Origin of the sequence: Fictibacillus sp. S7, assembly GCF_004127935.1 — a bacterium.
In the GTDB taxonomy this organism is placed as follows: Bacteria; Bacillota; Bacilli; order Bacillales; family Fictibacillaceae; genus Fictibacillus_C; species Fictibacillus_C enclensis.
In genome coordinates this window covers 2,699,349-2,711,948 of record NZ_QJKL01000001.1, presented here as the reverse complement: position 1 = coordinate 2,711,948, position 12,600 = coordinate 2,699,349, and the positions used below count along the sequence as shown (strand labels likewise).

19 protein-coding genes and 1 riboswitch are annotated in these 12,600 nt (G+C 44.0%); of the genes, 15 read left to right on the top strand and 4 right to left on the bottom strand.

The window, feature by feature from the left end:
* Positions 1-362 precede the first annotated feature (362 nt).
* The 3 genes from DMO16_RS14005 to DMO16_RS13995 all read left to right on the top strand — a co-directional run bounded on the left by DMO16_RS14005 (position 363) and on the right by DMO16_RS13995 (position 2,097).
* Positions 363-911 carry a hypothetical protein gene (locus tag DMO16_RS14005; protein WP_129478186.1) on the top strand — a complete coding sequence of 183 codons (549 nt, stop codon included), beginning with the start codon at positions 363-365 and terminating at the stop codon, positions 909-911.
* A 13-nt stretch (positions 912-924) separates the two neighbouring features.
* A complete protein-coding gene (locus DMO16_RS14000) occupies positions 925-1,401 on the top strand; it encodes a hypothetical protein (RefSeq protein ID WP_061974947.1) in 477 nt (158 codons plus the stop codon).
* A 93-nt stretch (positions 1,402-1,494) separates the two neighbouring features.
* Positions 1,495-2,097, top strand: a complete 603-nt coding sequence (locus tag DMO16_RS13995) for an NUDIX hydrolase (protein ID WP_129478184.1) — start codon at positions 1,495-1,497, stop codon at positions 2,095-2,097.
* A 28-nt stretch (positions 2,098-2,125) separates the two neighbouring features.
* Here the strand turns inward: DMO16_RS13995 and DMO16_RS13990 are convergent, their stop codons facing one another.
* On the bottom strand, positions 2,126-2,533 hold the full coding sequence (locus DMO16_RS13990) for a hypothetical protein (RefSeq protein WP_129478182.1): 408 nt from the start codon (positions 2,531-2,533) through the stop codon (positions 2,126-2,128).
* Between the two features lie 115 nt (positions 2,534-2,648).
* On the opposite strand from DMO16_RS13990, the gene DMO16_RS13985 reads away from it, so the two are divergent.
* Positions 2,649-2,879, top strand: coding sequence for a hypothetical protein (locus DMO16_RS13985; RefSeq protein WP_164988928.1), 231 nt, complete (start codon positions 2,649-2,651; stop codon positions 2,877-2,879).
* On the opposite strand, the gene DMO16_RS13980 is transcribed toward DMO16_RS13985, so the two are convergent.
* The gene (locus DMO16_RS13980) at positions 2,876-3,370 is read right to left on the bottom strand and encodes an Hsp20/alpha crystallin family protein (protein WP_061974940.1); all 495 of its coding nucleotides are present in this window, start codon (positions 3,368-3,370) and stop codon (positions 2,876-2,878) included. The genes DMO16_RS13985 and DMO16_RS13980 overlap by 4 nt on opposite strands.
* A gap of 78 nt (positions 3,371-3,448) precedes the next feature.
* Between DMO16_RS13980 and DMO16_RS13975 the strand changes: the two genes are divergently transcribed.
* From DMO16_RS13975 to DMO16_RS13935, 9 genes are all read left to right on the top strand, one after another.
* Positions 3,449-3,712: a hypothetical protein gene (locus tag DMO16_RS13975; protein WP_061974938.1), complete on the top strand. Its 264-nt coding sequence runs from the start codon at positions 3,449-3,451 to the stop codon at positions 3,710-3,712.
* Positions 3,713-3,735: 23 nt separating this feature from the next.
* Complete coding sequence (locus tag DMO16_RS13970; RefSeq protein WP_061975071.1) at positions 3,736-3,969, top strand: hypothetical protein; 234 nt, start codon at positions 3,736-3,738, stop codon at positions 3,967-3,969.
* Positions 3,970-4,074: 105 nt separating this feature from the next.
* On the top strand, positions 4,075-4,845 hold the full coding sequence (locus tag DMO16_RS13965) for a GNAT family N-acetyltransferase (RefSeq protein ID WP_129478178.1): 771 nt from the start codon (positions 4,075-4,077) through the stop codon (positions 4,843-4,845).
* Positions 4,846-4,976: 131 nt separating this feature from the next.
* Positions 4,977-5,849 (top strand): SDR family oxidoreductase, encoded by an 873-nt coding sequence (locus DMO16_RS13960; RefSeq protein ID WP_129478176.1) that lies wholly within the window; start codon positions 4,977-4,979, stop codon positions 5,847-5,849.
* A 120-nt stretch (positions 5,850-5,969) separates the two neighbouring features.
* On the top strand, positions 5,970-6,467 hold the full coding sequence (locus DMO16_RS13955) for a GNAT family N-acetyltransferase (protein WP_206738104.1): 498 nt from the start codon (positions 5,970-5,972) through the stop codon (positions 6,465-6,467).
* Positions 6,464-6,952, top strand: coding sequence for a DinB family protein (locus DMO16_RS13950; protein WP_061974930.1), 489 nt, complete (start codon positions 6,464-6,466; stop codon positions 6,950-6,952). Before DMO16_RS13955 ends, DMO16_RS13950 begins: the two co-directional genes overlap by 4 nt.
* A gap of 66 nt (positions 6,953-7,018) precedes the next feature.
* The gene (locus DMO16_RS13945; protein ID WP_129478174.1) at positions 7,019-7,633 is read left to right on the top strand and encodes a PH domain-containing protein; all 615 of its coding nucleotides are present in this window, start codon (positions 7,019-7,021) and stop codon (positions 7,631-7,633) included.
* 140 nt (positions 7,634-7,773) lie between these two features.
* Positions 7,774-8,154: a YkvA family protein gene (locus DMO16_RS13940; protein WP_129478172.1), complete on the top strand. Its 381-nt coding sequence runs from the start codon at positions 7,774-7,776 to the stop codon at positions 8,152-8,154.
* Between the two features lie 10 nt (positions 8,155-8,164).
* Positions 8,165-8,767, top strand: coding sequence for a transglutaminase-like domain-containing protein (locus tag DMO16_RS13935; protein WP_129478170.1), 603 nt, complete (start codon positions 8,165-8,167; stop codon positions 8,765-8,767).
* Between the two features lie 120 nt (positions 8,768-8,887).
* Here DMO16_RS13935 and DMO16_RS13930 read toward each other — a convergent pair whose 3' ends face one another.
* Complete coding sequence (locus tag DMO16_RS13930; RefSeq protein ID WP_129478168.1) at positions 8,888-9,328, bottom strand: Rrf2 family transcriptional regulator; 441 nt, start codon at positions 9,326-9,328, stop codon at positions 8,888-8,890.
* Between the two features lie 153 nt (positions 9,329-9,481).
* Between DMO16_RS13930 and DMO16_RS13925 the strand changes: the two genes are divergently transcribed.
* Positions 9,482-10,123 carry an NAD(P)-dependent oxidoreductase gene (locus tag DMO16_RS13925; RefSeq protein WP_129480399.1) on the top strand — a complete coding sequence of 214 codons (642 nt, stop codon included), beginning with the start codon at positions 9,482-9,484 and terminating at the stop codon, positions 10,121-10,123.
* Between the two features lie 90 nt (positions 10,124-10,213).
* On the opposite strand, the gene DMO16_RS13920 is transcribed toward DMO16_RS13925, so the two are convergent.
* The gene (locus DMO16_RS13920) at positions 10,214-10,342 is read right to left on the bottom strand and encodes a hypothetical protein (RefSeq protein WP_129478166.1); all 129 of its coding nucleotides are present in this window, start codon (positions 10,340-10,342) and stop codon (positions 10,214-10,216) included.
* A 127-nt stretch (positions 10,343-10,469) separates the two neighbouring features.
* Positions 10,470-10,613: riboswitch (cyclic di-AMP (ydaO/yuaA leader) on the top strand.
* A 120-nt stretch (positions 10,614-10,733) separates the two neighbouring features.
* Between DMO16_RS13920 and DMO16_RS13915 the strand changes: the two genes are divergently transcribed.
* Positions 10,734-12,557, top strand: coding sequence for an APC family permease (locus DMO16_RS13915; protein ID WP_129478163.1), 1,824 nt, complete (start codon positions 10,734-10,736; stop codon positions 12,555-12,557).
* The last annotated feature ends 43 nt before the right edge of the window (positions 12,558-12,600 follow it).

Sequence of the window (12,600 nt, the reverse complement as noted above, 5' to 3'; positions counted from 1 at the left end):
GCCGGACGTGTTCCGGCAGCTTTTTTGTGGCGTTGAGGGGGCTGGTAAGGTGAAATTGGGTGGGAATCGAGGTTAATTGGGCGAAATGTCGCGTTAATTGAGCATTATTTAAATTAATTGGGCGAAAAACCGCAGGAATTGAGCATAACTGAGAATTCAGACTTCTTCCCCACGGGAATCATTTTATTAATTTTCTCCAACTTCTTTAGAAAAAATCGACAAACCAACTAAAACCCTCTCCGCACAACGCGTGAGAGGGCTTTTTTACATGCACAAAAAACGTCGAAACTTGCGTACGATTGCCTGTCCGGAAGACCCTGGAAAAATGGTATGATTCAGGTAACAGAATCGGGGGTGGGGCATTGAGAAAGGCAGGGGCAGTTGCAGCGGCATTGCTTGTAACCGTGTTAACTTCATGTCAGGGTTCCATGCTGGCGGATGGCGAACTCAAGCTGGAAACGCATTCGAAAGGTCATTATCCACGGTCATACAAACCGGTTTCCATTGATAAAAGCGAGAATGTTCTACCGTTTAAGGCACACCTTCCACAATACATTCCATACAAGTACAAAAAGCCCAAAGTGGTGATTACCGATTGGGGAAAAAAAGAAAAACTTCAGCTGGAGATGCAGTACATAAGGAAAGACGAAAATACGCAAAAAGGCTTTATTGCGATTAAAATTTTCAACCATAAAAATTTAGTGAGTGATTTGATCAAGCAAAATAAATATGAAGAAACGCTAAAGCTGGCTGATGGGACAAAAGCATACTTTGCCTACTTTGGAAACTATGCCGAGCTGTTTTGGGTTCGGGATGGGGAGGAGTATGATCTTCGGCACATGTTTGCCTCAGAATACACCCAAAAACAGCTAAAAAAAGAGCTTTTGGGAATTGCTAATTCGATTGAATAGAAGGGGACAGCTTATGAAAATGCTAAAAAGTGTTTCATTCATTTTTGCCTTGCTTCTGGCAGTTCAATTTTTTTCAGGAAGTCATGTTTCAGCCAGTTGGACCTATCCTTTTGTGGTCTGGGATCATTACACATATTCAATTAGTGAGGAATATGTGGATCAAGTAGGGAAAGAGATCGGTGAGGTGACAAAGTATTCCGACCAAGAAGGAGCATACACTGGAAACTTCTCCAATCAATATAAAAAAGGAACAAAGTATTTCGAGATCAAAGGCATCAGCACTGACAAAGCGATTGCCGTTCAGGAGCCTGGCGGAAAATATATAAAGGCCATCCGGGAACACAAATATCAAGAAGCCAGCCTGGTGGGGAATTTTATGAGGGAAGCCGAAGCCAATCCATGGATAAGTTTTCTGGTATTGGTGGGAGCAGCATCTGTTTTGATTGTTTCATGCAAGTCACTAAAAGACAAATTTCATATAGAAGACTGAAAATGAGGCTGGCTCTCTGGGAGTCGGTCTATTAATGTTATAAACTGATACAATGAAATGGATACTAGACCACTTTTGAAGGAGCCATAAAATATGAGCTGTGAGGTTGTAAGAATATTTGATGATCAGATGAAGTGTGTTGGACAGAAAACAAGAGAACATGTACATAGAGACGGGGTATGGCATGAAACGTTTCATTGCTGGTTTACTTTGTTGGAAGGTTCAGAGCGTTATATTTTGCTCCAAAAACGAGCAGAAGTGAAAAAGGATTATCCGAACCTGTTGGATATTACTTCGGCCGGACATTTAATGGCTGATGAACGGGTTCACGATGGGACAAGGGAGATCGAGGAGGAACTTGGCGTTTCCGTTTCTTTTGAAGAGCTCATTCCACTTGGAATCATTAAAACGGAAATCAAACAGGATGCTATGTGGGACCGTGAATTTTGCCATGTTTATTTGTACAATTGCGACCGGATGCCGGCCTTTACTCTTCAAAAAGAAGAAGTCGATGCCATTTATAAAATCAGGCTGCAGGATGGTGTTGATCTGTTCAAAGGGAACAAACAGGAAATCAAAGCTGTTGAGGTTTATCCGGATCAACAGAAAACGCGAGTGGACAAAACAGACTTCGTGGATCAAGTGGATTATTATACTGACGTATTTGAGCGGATACAGGAAACGATAAGGAAATGAACAAAATAAGGACTGAATAGCACGAGAACTATTCAGTCCCTTTATGTGAAGGACGGCCTTTGATCGAATAGCTCGGTCCGTCCTTTTTTTGTTTGACTTTTTCTTTTTTCTCGGTCATTTTTTTCATGACGTTCCGGGCGTTTTTGGATTCGTCACTGTCCGAATGCAGGCTCATTCCCTGGCCATAGTTGGCCCCGATGTTCAATTTGCCGTTCAGATCCTTGATGCCAAGGTTGGCAAAATTATTGGTCAGGTCGTATTTATCAATTCTCAGGGTTTCAATATTGATATGTTCTATGACAACAGGCGGCGTGCTGTCGTTGTTCTTTTTTAATTCCGAAAGCTCGGCCTGCAGCTGTTTAAGGTGCAGGTGAATTACTTCCATGTTTTTATCATGATTTGTAATGGCGTTGAGTATGGTTTTAAAAAAAGGCATAGGCTACCCCGCGCTTCCGTTAGCATTGATGATCGGCTTGTACTCTAGTCTATGAATATAAAAGGAGAACATGTCTGTTTTCTCCGTTATCCAAAAAGAGAAAGGAAGGATACAAATGAAATTTTCCTCATCTAAAGTGAATCTTGGGTTTCTCGATCTGAACAAAATGGGTAACAATTGCTTGCTTTCGTTTGGCCAGACGGTTCGAAGCCGGGTCTATAATACGACGAAAAAGAATTCGGCTTTTGGCGAGAGCAATGGGGATTTTCCTCAGCATACGGGTGAGACATACAGAACGAACGATAATGATGTGATCGATAGTGACGCGAAAAACAATCACCGCTAATCAATCCGGATATTCCGTTCAGGCGCCAGGTTGCGCATGATCCTTACTTCCAGCACCCCATTGAAAAATCGGGCAGCCGTACGGGTCTCATTGATCAGCTCGGGAAGTTGAATGGTCCGCTCAAAATGACCGGTTGGCCGTTCCGCTTTAACCACTGTAGCATCCTTGTAGGGAGAGTGAAGCACTCCTTTGATCGTCAGGTTGTTGGCAGACATGGAGAGATTCACATCTTCCTTCCGGATGCCGGGCAGATCAACCACAACCATCCATTCCCGGTTGTTCGTATAAATATCGACCTTAGGAAATTCCGCCTCAGAGGACGGTGCACTCTGGTTGGGCTGGTAATGGTTATACCGGTGCCGTGCATCCTGCTGGTTATTGACCTGGGCAATTTGTCCGCCAGGCGGGCCATCAAAGATACTGTTCCAAAAATCGTTTCCCTGTACCTTTTGCGCCAGCTCCAGCCACTGTTTCAGTTTATCGACGTCCATTCGTTGCCACCTCCGGATTCAAGCAAACATATTTACAGGGAACAAACATATATTTAGGGGAAAAGGAGGGAGAAATTAGTGGGTTCACCTTCTATTGTTATAAATATTTTTCTTTTTAAAATTAATTCCTTTGAAAATGCGTCGGCGGTTAATATCGGAGAGAATTACTTGTCTGACTGGCACAATTCAGATAAAAAAAATCAGGGGTTTGGCCAAAGCTTTGGGGATGATGCGAGGTTTATTGGAAACGACAATTCAGTGGATGACCGTGATGCCGTCGATTCACCGGTTACGCAATCATCCTACGGGCGGGAAATTCCATCGCTGATTGAGAAGGTCTGACAAAAAAGCAGGAGGTTCACATGGTGCTGTTTTCACCCATGGTCGTCAACATGCTTGGGTTTAAAGTCAATACAATGGACCGCTCAGCCACTCTTGGCTTTGGGCCGGTCCAGCAGCTAGACCTGTTCAGCTCAAACAAAATCAATCAGGGATTCGGGGAGGACAACGGTGACCTTACCGTCGTTAACCTGCCGATCATCTGGGTGGCTGATCAGGATGTCATCGATTCAAACTCTGTGAAGAACAGTGTGCTGTAGCATAAGGGCCGTCCTTGAACGGCTCTTTTTTTTCCATTCAGCTCGGAGAAGGAATTCCGTAAGAGCCGGAGAAGGATTCAGCAGAAGATGATAGGGAGGCAGAACATGAATCCTTTTAAAGAATGCAACAGGGATGATGTAAAAGATTTAATGGAAGAATACATACAAACTTTAAGCTCGCCCATCGATTCCTTTTTAGAAAATCATATTTTGAATTCGAAGTTTTATCAGATTTACGCCGGCTCCTTCATGATTGGGTATTTTGCCATTCATAATAACGAAAAGATGACCCAGTTTTATATCCGGCAATCACACCTTCATCTTGCGCAGGATACGTTTAAACAAGTGCTGGAGTGCTATTTTATTCGTTCATTATTTGTTCCAACATGTGACGAACTCTTTTTGGGTTTGGCGTTGGATCAGGATTTTAAGATCGAAAAACAGGCCTATTTCTTTCAGGACAGTAAACAACAGAGAGCGTCAGAAAGTCTTTATTCCGGCGGGGAGTTCCGGCTGGCAAGAGAAGAGGATGTTCCTGGAATCATAGCGATTTCCGCCGATTTTTTTCAGCAGGCAGATGAAATGGCAGAAAAAGAAGAACTGTTTACCTTCACGATGGACGATACTCTGCTTGGAGTCGGAGTCTTTGAACGCAGCAAGCTCCTCAACGGATATGCCAGCATCGGTATGTTCACTAAAGAATCTTATCGTCAGCAGGGAGTCGGTCAAACCATCATCCATCATTTGAAACAATGGTGCTATGAACATCACATGATTCCTATTTGCGGCTGCTGGTACTACAATACCAACTCCAAAAAGACGCTGGAACGGGCGGGGATGGTAACCAAAACAAGACTATTAAACTTTGTCAGATGACCGGGGAATGTACCGAAACTAAAAAATAATGGAAGAAAAAACAAGTGAAGATAACGAACTGTGGTTTATCTCCCCGCAGGATGTGGAAAAGTACATTGTTAAATTTTCCAATCAGACAGGGAGGCTACATTATGGACCAGGATCAACGCCGTTATCCGACCGATACACCACCCGAACAGCAAAACCGGCTGCCGGGCATTGAAGAGAACATGTATTTGCGTCCGCAATTCGACCGTGCGGAATATAAGGGATCAGGCAAATTAAAGGATAAAGTGGCACTGATTACCGGAGGCGACAGCGGGATCGGACGGGCTGTCGCTTCGTTATATGCGAAGGAAGGCGCCCATGTGGTTATCGTATATTACGACGAGCACCGGGATGCCGAGTTTACAAAAGAAGAGGTGGAAAAAGAAGGAGTAGAATGTCTTCTTATTCCGGGAGATTTGCGGAAGGAAGCGTTCGCCAAGGAAGCGATTCAGAAGACGATTGAGAAATTCGGCAAGCTCGATATTCTCGTCAGCAATGCCGCTACAGCAATCTTGAAGGACCAGATTGAGGATGTTCATTGTGAGGACTTTGTCACCACCTTTGAAACAAATGTGTTTGGCGCGTTCTACATCACCAAAGAGGCCGTACCGCATTTGAAAGAAGGCAGTACCATTATCTTCACGACCTCCGACTCGGCCTACAAGGGGCAGAAGAACGGGTTGGATTATGCATCCTCCAAGGCGGCTGTTCTTGGCTTTATGAGATCACTCTCGCTTCAGCTTGTCGACCGGGGCATCCGGGTAAATGGAATTTCGCCGGGACCGATTTGGACACCACTTATTCCGGCGAGCCAGCCAAGATCTACGGTGGATACCTTTGGCCAGGAAACTCCCATGAAACGGGTTGGTCAGCCGGAGGAGCTGGCACCGGGCTATGTGCTTTTGGCTTCAGAAGATTCTTCTTACATGTCGGGACAAGTGATTCATATTAATGGCGGCATGGTCGTCAACGGTTAAACGATTTCAGACAGGCAGCTTTTTTGCTGCCTGTCTTTTTTCATGCGTGAAAAAGGATTCCAAACAGCAGAAGAGAATGTAATGGATGGGGAAATATGACGCCCGGAGGAGGGATGCCCAATGGAACTGATACTTGAAAAAGCAACTCTGGAAAAAAAGAATGTACTAAAGCAAATGCTGGAGCTGTACCGCTATGATTTTAGTGAATTTGATAGCTCGGATCTAAATGAAAACGGTCAGTATGGCTATGCCTATTTGGATGAATACTGGCGAGAGGAAGGGCGTTATCCCTTTTTTATAAAAGTGGACACCCGGTATGCGGGATTTGTGCTTGTCCGCAAAATCAGAGATACGTATGCGATCGCTGAGTTTTTTGTTATGAAGAAGTACCGCAAAATGGGGATTGGCCGACAAGCGGCCTTCCTTACGTTTGACCGGTTTCCGGGCAAATGGGATGTGGCGCAGATTCCAAAGAACAAACCGGCACAATCCTTTTGGGTCCGGATCATTGATGACTATACAAACGGAGAATTTACCGATCAGTTTTCTGAAACCGATCAGGTTCGGTATCAGACCTTTACAACATCCAAATCAGTTACCAGGGAGGCCGTAAAATGAATGCAAAAGAAGTGCTGCTCGAACAGCTGGATGCGTTAGAAAACAATCACTGGTTCGTATCGTTGAAAAACTCTCTCGTGGGGCTGACAGATGAGCAGGCGGCATGGAAAGAAACGGCGGAAAGCAATTCGATTCGCGAAATCGCCAATCATCTCATTTATTGGAATGAACTTTATTTAAACCGCTTTCGCAGTGCGGAACCAGCAACGGGTGTGAGCCTGGAGAATGATGATACATTTCAGGATCACGAAGAGCTGGACTGGAAGCAGACGGTGGATAAGCTGAATAATCTTACCGCGCAGTGGTATAAAGCAGTGGAAGAGGCGGACGAAGCGCGGTTTGACGAGAATGCCTATCGAAACCGGGAAGCAGCATGGGGCAGTGTCATCGCTAACCTCACCATTCATGTGGCCTATCATACCGGCCAGATTTTGTTCGCCCGTAAAAAGCAGGGCAGCTGGAATCCGGAAAACGGTGTCCACTAAACACTGAAACTTTTTAAAATGTGATATCGTATATAGGATAGACCGTAACAAGGAGAGGAAGAAAACATGTTAAAGCGCCTAGCTTCAGATGCATTGGGATTAAGTGATGTCGGGAGTGTGATCAAGCCGGCCGATTACGACAAGGTGGACGCCGATGATTACGTCTTTCATGAGGACAATGAGAAGATTTATTTTCTGATCAAGTCAAAAACAGATGAATACTGCTTTACGAACCGCGCGCTCATCCATCTGGATGGAACAAGCGCCGTCAGCAAAAAACGAATGCTCCACCGGTACAGCTACAGCGAGAACACGATTTCCAACGTTTCTTTGGAAACTGCGGGAACGGTGGACCTCGACGTGGAGATCAAGTTTGTAATTGGATCGGTTCCATTTTCCATCGATGTGCACAAGAAACACATTGAAGAGTTAAAAGATTTGTATAAATCCCTAAGTAAAATTGCGGAGATCGCTTATGAGAACGAGTTTGCCCTGCAATATGCCCAGCAGAGCATCAATGTGGCATCCACGACGCTCAGCCGCGTCCAAAGCAAGGAGAATGAATTGGTGGAAAGCTTCAACCAGTTGAACGATGCCGCTTTTACGTGGCTAATGGAAAGCCGCAAAGAGTACCATGTGAAAGATTACGGCTATGTATTTGAAAAGTATATTAATAACTAAGTAAGGCAGGCTGCATACAGCGGCCTGTTTTTTTATGCAAAAGAGTTTAAGCGGTTTTCTTTAGCAATGGAATATATTTGAAAGAGGATTTAGTCTGGCTAGTGAAGAAGCAAAGGAAATCACCCATGTATGGAGGACCTATGAATAAATTAAAATCCTGGGCTAGAAAACTGAAACGACAGATTTATATTTTGTACTTTGCCTGCAGAGATAACAGGGTCTCTTGGTATGCTAAAGCATTTACCGCAATGGTGGTAGCTTATGCTTTCAGCCCGATTGATCTTATTCCTGACTTTATACCTGTTCTTGGGTTATTGGATGATATCATCCTGGTACCTGCTGGGATCTGGCTGGCTTTGAAAATGATACCCAATCATGTTCTGAACGATTGTGAGGAAAGGGCAGAAGAACTGATCAGACAGAAAAAGCCGAAGAACTGGATGGCAGGCGGACTCATTCTGCTCGTTTGGGCTTTGATTTTTGTATGGATTATAGGAAAGCTCGTAAAAATTTATACATAAGGAGAGCAATATGATTTGTGAGTCAGAACAACTGGGCCATTATTTAGTTGAAACGAAAGAAGTGGACTTTTCCGATCAGGCTATTGCCGCTTTGGCCGACAGGCTTTTTCACCCCTCTCAATCTGAACTGGAAAAGTTAAAAACGGGCTTTAAATACGTTCGGGACGAGATTGCACACTCGTGGGATATCCAAAGCAGGAGGGTCACCTGTTCCGCGTCTGAAGTTCTTACACATAAAGAGGGAATTTGCTATGCCAAATCCAATCTGTTGGCTGCACTGTTGAGAAGGGAAGGAATACCTGCAGGCTTCTGCTATCAACGGCTGATGCTTTTTGATACACCTGAAAAGGGATATTGCATTCATGCATTAAACGGGGTCTATCTAACATCAATGAAGAAATGGATACGCCTTGACGCTAGAGGCAATAAAGAAGGAGTGACTGCGGAATTTTCCGTCGATAAGGAAAAACTGGCTTTTCCTGTTCAAATGGAGCAGGGAGAAAAAGATTATCTGGTTATTTATACCGCTCCGCATCCCAAAACCATTGCGGTACTGAAGGACAATGACGATGCACTCGAAATGTATCTCAACCGGTTGCCAGAAGATCTATAAGAGGAGACTTAGCTTTATAATAGGCTTTCTGACGTTTATAACACGGTTGAAAAGGTAATCACTGCTCTTCAGAACGATAAACCCATTTAAAAGGCATCCATTTGATCTGGGATGCCTTTTTCACTTACTGTTTATTTTTTCTTTCTCTTCAATATCCTTTACCACATCCCCGATCGTTACGCTGCCCAATGCCTTTTCGAGTGCGCTTTGAGCGATGGACAGGATAGGGAAGATGGTCTCCTGAATATTGCGGCCAACCATACACTCAGGATTAGGGTGGTCATGAACACTGAACAGTTCATTTTCCTGGACGACGTTGACGGCCTTATACACATCCAGAAGTGTGATTTCATCGAGGTTCTTCGCAAGTTCTGCGCCAGCTACTCCGGGCCTGACGTTGACGAGCCCTGCATTTTTTAACATTCCCATAATTTTTCGGATAACCGCGGGATTGGTATTTACACTTCCTGCGATAAACTCAGATGATTTTGTTTCATTTTTATAGATCTCTAAGAGAGAGAGTATATGAACGCCTACAGAAAATCGGCTGCTGATGGACAAATTGGTCACCTTCTTATAGTAGCGGATAACGTTTAACCTATAGTACTATTATAGCGTAAATCCATCCTGTTGACAAAATGGTTACATGTAATTACAATGATTACATGTAAACGAAATGATTACAGCATAATTTTGTAATGGAGGGAACAGATGATGAAAATTGGAGTTATTGGTGCGACTGGTAAAGTTGGAAGTCTTATTATCAATGAAGCGATAGAAAGGGGACATGAGGCGACGGCCATTGTCCGGAATGCCGGCAAGGTCAAAAATGAGAAAGCAGATGTACTGGAAAAGAATATCTTCGACCTGAAGACGGAAGATTTAAAAGCCTTCGATGTGGTTGTTAATGCGTTTAATGCACCACCAGGAGAGGAGCATCAACACGTTGAAGTTGGCCATCTTTTAATCAAGGCTCTAAAAGGGTCTTCACAAACCAAGCTTTTTGTTGTGGGAGGCGCAGGCAGCCTGTTTGTAGATGAGGCACAAACGACCCGCATGTTGGAAACTCCTGACTTTCCAGAAGCGTATTACCCAACTGCTTCAAAGGCGGCTGAAAATTTGAAGGAATTGCAAGGTTCAGACGGGATCAACTGGACATATCTTAGTCCCGCCGCCTTTTTCAATCCAAATGGCAAACGTACCGGTTCTTATCAAAAGGGGAAAGATCAGATGATCCTGAATTCTGAAGGTGAGAGCTATATCAGCTATGCTGATTATGCGATTGCAGTGCTGGATGAAATTGAAAAGCCACAGCATGAAAATCAGCGTTTTACAGTCGTTGGCGAAAAAGAATAACGATACGATCAAATACCATTAGTGAAAAGCTAATGGTATTTTTTATTTTAGAAAGCATTACTTTGTACAACCTAGTAACATGAGCTGTTTTTAATCTGCTTCCATTTTCTCAGAAGCATCTCCTTGTTCAAAAGCAGGACCGCCATACAGATCATTGATTTCCCTTTTCAGCGTATCCAGAAATTCATCAGATAAAAGGGGTTCTTTCTTTTCCATCATGACATACTCTCCTCTCAAAAATAATTAGATTTTCGAAGGTTTTATAAATAAGATTACCGATTAATAAAGGTTTTAATCTTTTTATTTACAATTGCCGAAAGCAGGAGTATGATATACGAAGTTTCAATTTCTTAAATCGCTGAAACCTTAGTGTGCGGGGGAACCATCTGGATGCATAAATCCATCCACGGGGTGAATCCTTTTAAAGGTAGGGCTACTCTTGAGGCCCGAATCCGACAGCTAACCTCGTAAGCGTTTTTAGAGGCAAGAAGGTGAAGCTTGTGCGACTAAAATTATAATGTCCACAGGTCTATTTACGTCGGCTTGTGGGCTTTTTTAATACCTTTTTATAGTCATCAAGAGATCAATTTTAAATGGTGGTGAATTCAATATGTTAAATTCCTTGAAGAGGTTATTGATCGGAAGACCCCTCAAATCAACTGAGCTGGGTGAACAGAGGCTGAATAAAACGAAGGCTTTGGCGATTCTTTCTTCCGATGCTTTATCATCAGTCGCCTACGGGCCTGAACAAATATTGATTGTTTTATTTACCATAAGTGCAGCTGCCTTCTGGTATTCCATTCCGATTGCCGTTGGTGTACTCATTCTGCTTACTGCTCTCATCTTATCCTATCGGCAAATCATCTATGCCTACCCGCATGGCGGAGGAGCTTATGTGGTTTCCAGGGACAATCTCGGGAAAAATCCGGGATTAATTGCAGGCGGATCGCTGCTGGTGGATTACATATTAACGGTAGCCGTTAGTGTTTCAGCGGGTGCGGATGCGATTACTTCTGCGTTCCCTGGTCTGCATCCCTATAATCTGCCAATTTCAATTGTGTTTGTTCTGTTTCTGACTACCCTGAACTTGAGGGGAGTCACCGAGTCAGCCTCCATTCTGGCTTATCCGGTTTACTTATTTGTTGTGGCCCTGATTGTCATGATCGGAGTTGGTGCGTACAACATTGTTACCGGTCATGTGCCTGAAAACTTACACACACCGGTCGGTACACCAGTTGCCGGTATCAGCCTCTTCCTGCTGCTGAAAGCTTTTGCTTCAGGAAGTTCCGCCCTTACCGGTGTTGAAGCAATTTCAAATGCTATTCCAAACTTTAAGGATCCTGCACCAAGAAATGCCTCGCGAACGCTTATGGCAATGGGAGGACTATTGGCCATCCTGTTCTCGGGGATTGTGTTCCTTGCCTATTATTACGGCATCACCCCGAATGCCACAGAAACGGTTGTCTCCCAAATTGCGGATGACACGTTTGGCAGAACCTTTATGTATTTCTTTATTCAAGGTACAACTGCATTAATCCTTGTTTTGGCTGCAAATACTGGTTATTCGGCCTTTCCGCTTCTGGCGGTAAACCTGGCGAAGGATAAATTCATCCCGCGCATGTTTACGATTCGCGGTGACCGGCTCGGATACTCCAACGGTATTATTACGCTTGGGGTGGCGGCGATCCTTCTTCTTCTTGTGTTCAACGGGAAGACGGAGCATCTTATCCCGCTGTATGCGGTTGGTGTGTTTATCCCGTTCACCCTGTCCCAGACAGGGATGATCTTGAAATGGATGAGGGAAAAGCCACAAGGCTGGGTGCTTAAACTGATTACCAATGCTACGGGAGCACTCATTAGTTTCATCGTCACCATCATGTTCTTTTTAACTAAATTTCCGCAAGTGTGGCCGGTGCTCGTTTTCCTGCCGCTTATCGTTCTGCTGTTTCACCGAATCAAAACGCACTATGATCTTGTGGGTGAGCAGCTGCGCATCAATCCGAATCAGCCGCCAAAACTTGTTGAAGGAAATGTAATTATTGTTCCTGTAGCAGGAATTACGAAGGTCGTAGAAAACTCAATTAACTTTGCCACTTCACTCACAGATCAGGTTATTGCTGTTTATGTGGCATTTGAGCGGGAAGATGAACATGCGTTTGAAGAGAAATGGAAAAAGTGGCAGCCAAATGTGCGGCTCGTTACTCTGCATTCCTCCTACCGAAGCATCATTATGCCGCTTACGAAATTTATTGATACAGTTCAAAACAAAGCGGAAGAAAACAATTATCGGGTAACGGTATTGATTCCGCAGTTCATCACCAAAAAGAACTGGCATAACATTCTGCATAACCAGTCGAGCCTGCTCATCCGGGCCTATCTGCTGTTTAAGCGGGATGTCGTGGTGGCTACGGTTCCGTTCCGTTTTAAAAAATAATACGGAATACAAAAAAACCAACTTTGAGGAGTTGGTTTTTTGT

What these genes read in the sequence shown, in the direction of transcription:
- DMO16_RS13945 (WP_129478174.1), top strand. Translation starts at nt 7,019, where the DNA reads ATGTTAAAGCGCCTAGCTTCAGATGCATTGGGATTAAGTGATGTCGGG.
- DMO16_RS13965 (WP_129478178.1), top strand. Translation starts at nt 4,075, where the DNA reads ATGAATCCTTTTAAAGAATGCAACAGGGATGATGTAAAAGATTTAATG.
- DMO16_RS13960 (WP_129478176.1), top strand. Translation starts at nt 4,977, where the DNA reads ATGGACCAGGATCAACGCCGTTATCCGACCGATACACCACCCGAACAG.
- DMO16_RS14000 (WP_061974947.1), top strand. Translation starts at nt 925, where the DNA reads ATGAAAATGCTAAAAAGTGTTTCATTCATTTTTGCCTTGCTTCTGGCA.
- DMO16_RS13935 (WP_129478170.1), top strand. Translation starts at nt 8,165, where the DNA reads ATGATTTGTGAGTCAGAACAACTGGGCCATTATTTAGTTGAAACGAAA.
- DMO16_RS13990 (WP_129478182.1), bottom strand. Translation starts at nt 2,533, where the DNA reads ATGCCTTTTTTTAAAACCATACTCAACGCCATTACAAATCATGATAAA.
- DMO16_RS13920 (WP_129478166.1), bottom strand. Translation starts at nt 10,342, where the DNA reads ATGATGGAAAAGAAAGAACCCCTTTTATCTGATGAATTTCTGGATACG.
- DMO16_RS13985 (WP_164988928.1), top strand. Translation starts at nt 2,649, where the DNA reads ATGAAATTTTCCTCATCTAAAGTGAATCTTGGGTTTCTCGATCTGAAC.
- DMO16_RS13950 (WP_061974930.1), top strand. Translation starts at nt 6,464, where the DNA reads ATGAATGCAAAAGAAGTGCTGCTCGAACAGCTGGATGCGTTAGAAAAC.
- DMO16_RS13940 (WP_129478172.1), top strand. Translation starts at nt 7,774, where the DNA reads ATGAATAAATTAAAATCCTGGGCTAGAAAACTGAAACGACAGATTTAT.
- DMO16_RS13995 (WP_129478184.1), top strand. Translation starts at nt 1,495, where the DNA reads ATGAGCTGTGAGGTTGTAAGAATATTTGATGATCAGATGAAGTGTGTT.
- DMO16_RS13925 (WP_129480399.1), top strand. Translation starts at nt 9,482, where the DNA reads ATGAAAATTGGAGTTATTGGTGCGACTGGTAAAGTTGGAAGTCTTATT.
- DMO16_RS13955 (WP_206738104.1), top strand. Translation starts at nt 5,970, where the DNA reads ATGGAACTGATACTTGAAAAAGCAACTCTGGAAAAAAAGAATGTACTA.
- DMO16_RS13915 (WP_129478163.1), top strand. Translation starts at nt 10,734, where the DNA reads ATGTTAAATTCCTTGAAGAGGTTATTGATCGGAAGACCCCTCAAATCA.
- DMO16_RS13980 (WP_061974940.1), bottom strand. Translation starts at nt 3,370, where the DNA reads ATGGACGTCGATAAACTGAAACAGTGGCTGGAGCTGGCGCAAAAGGTA.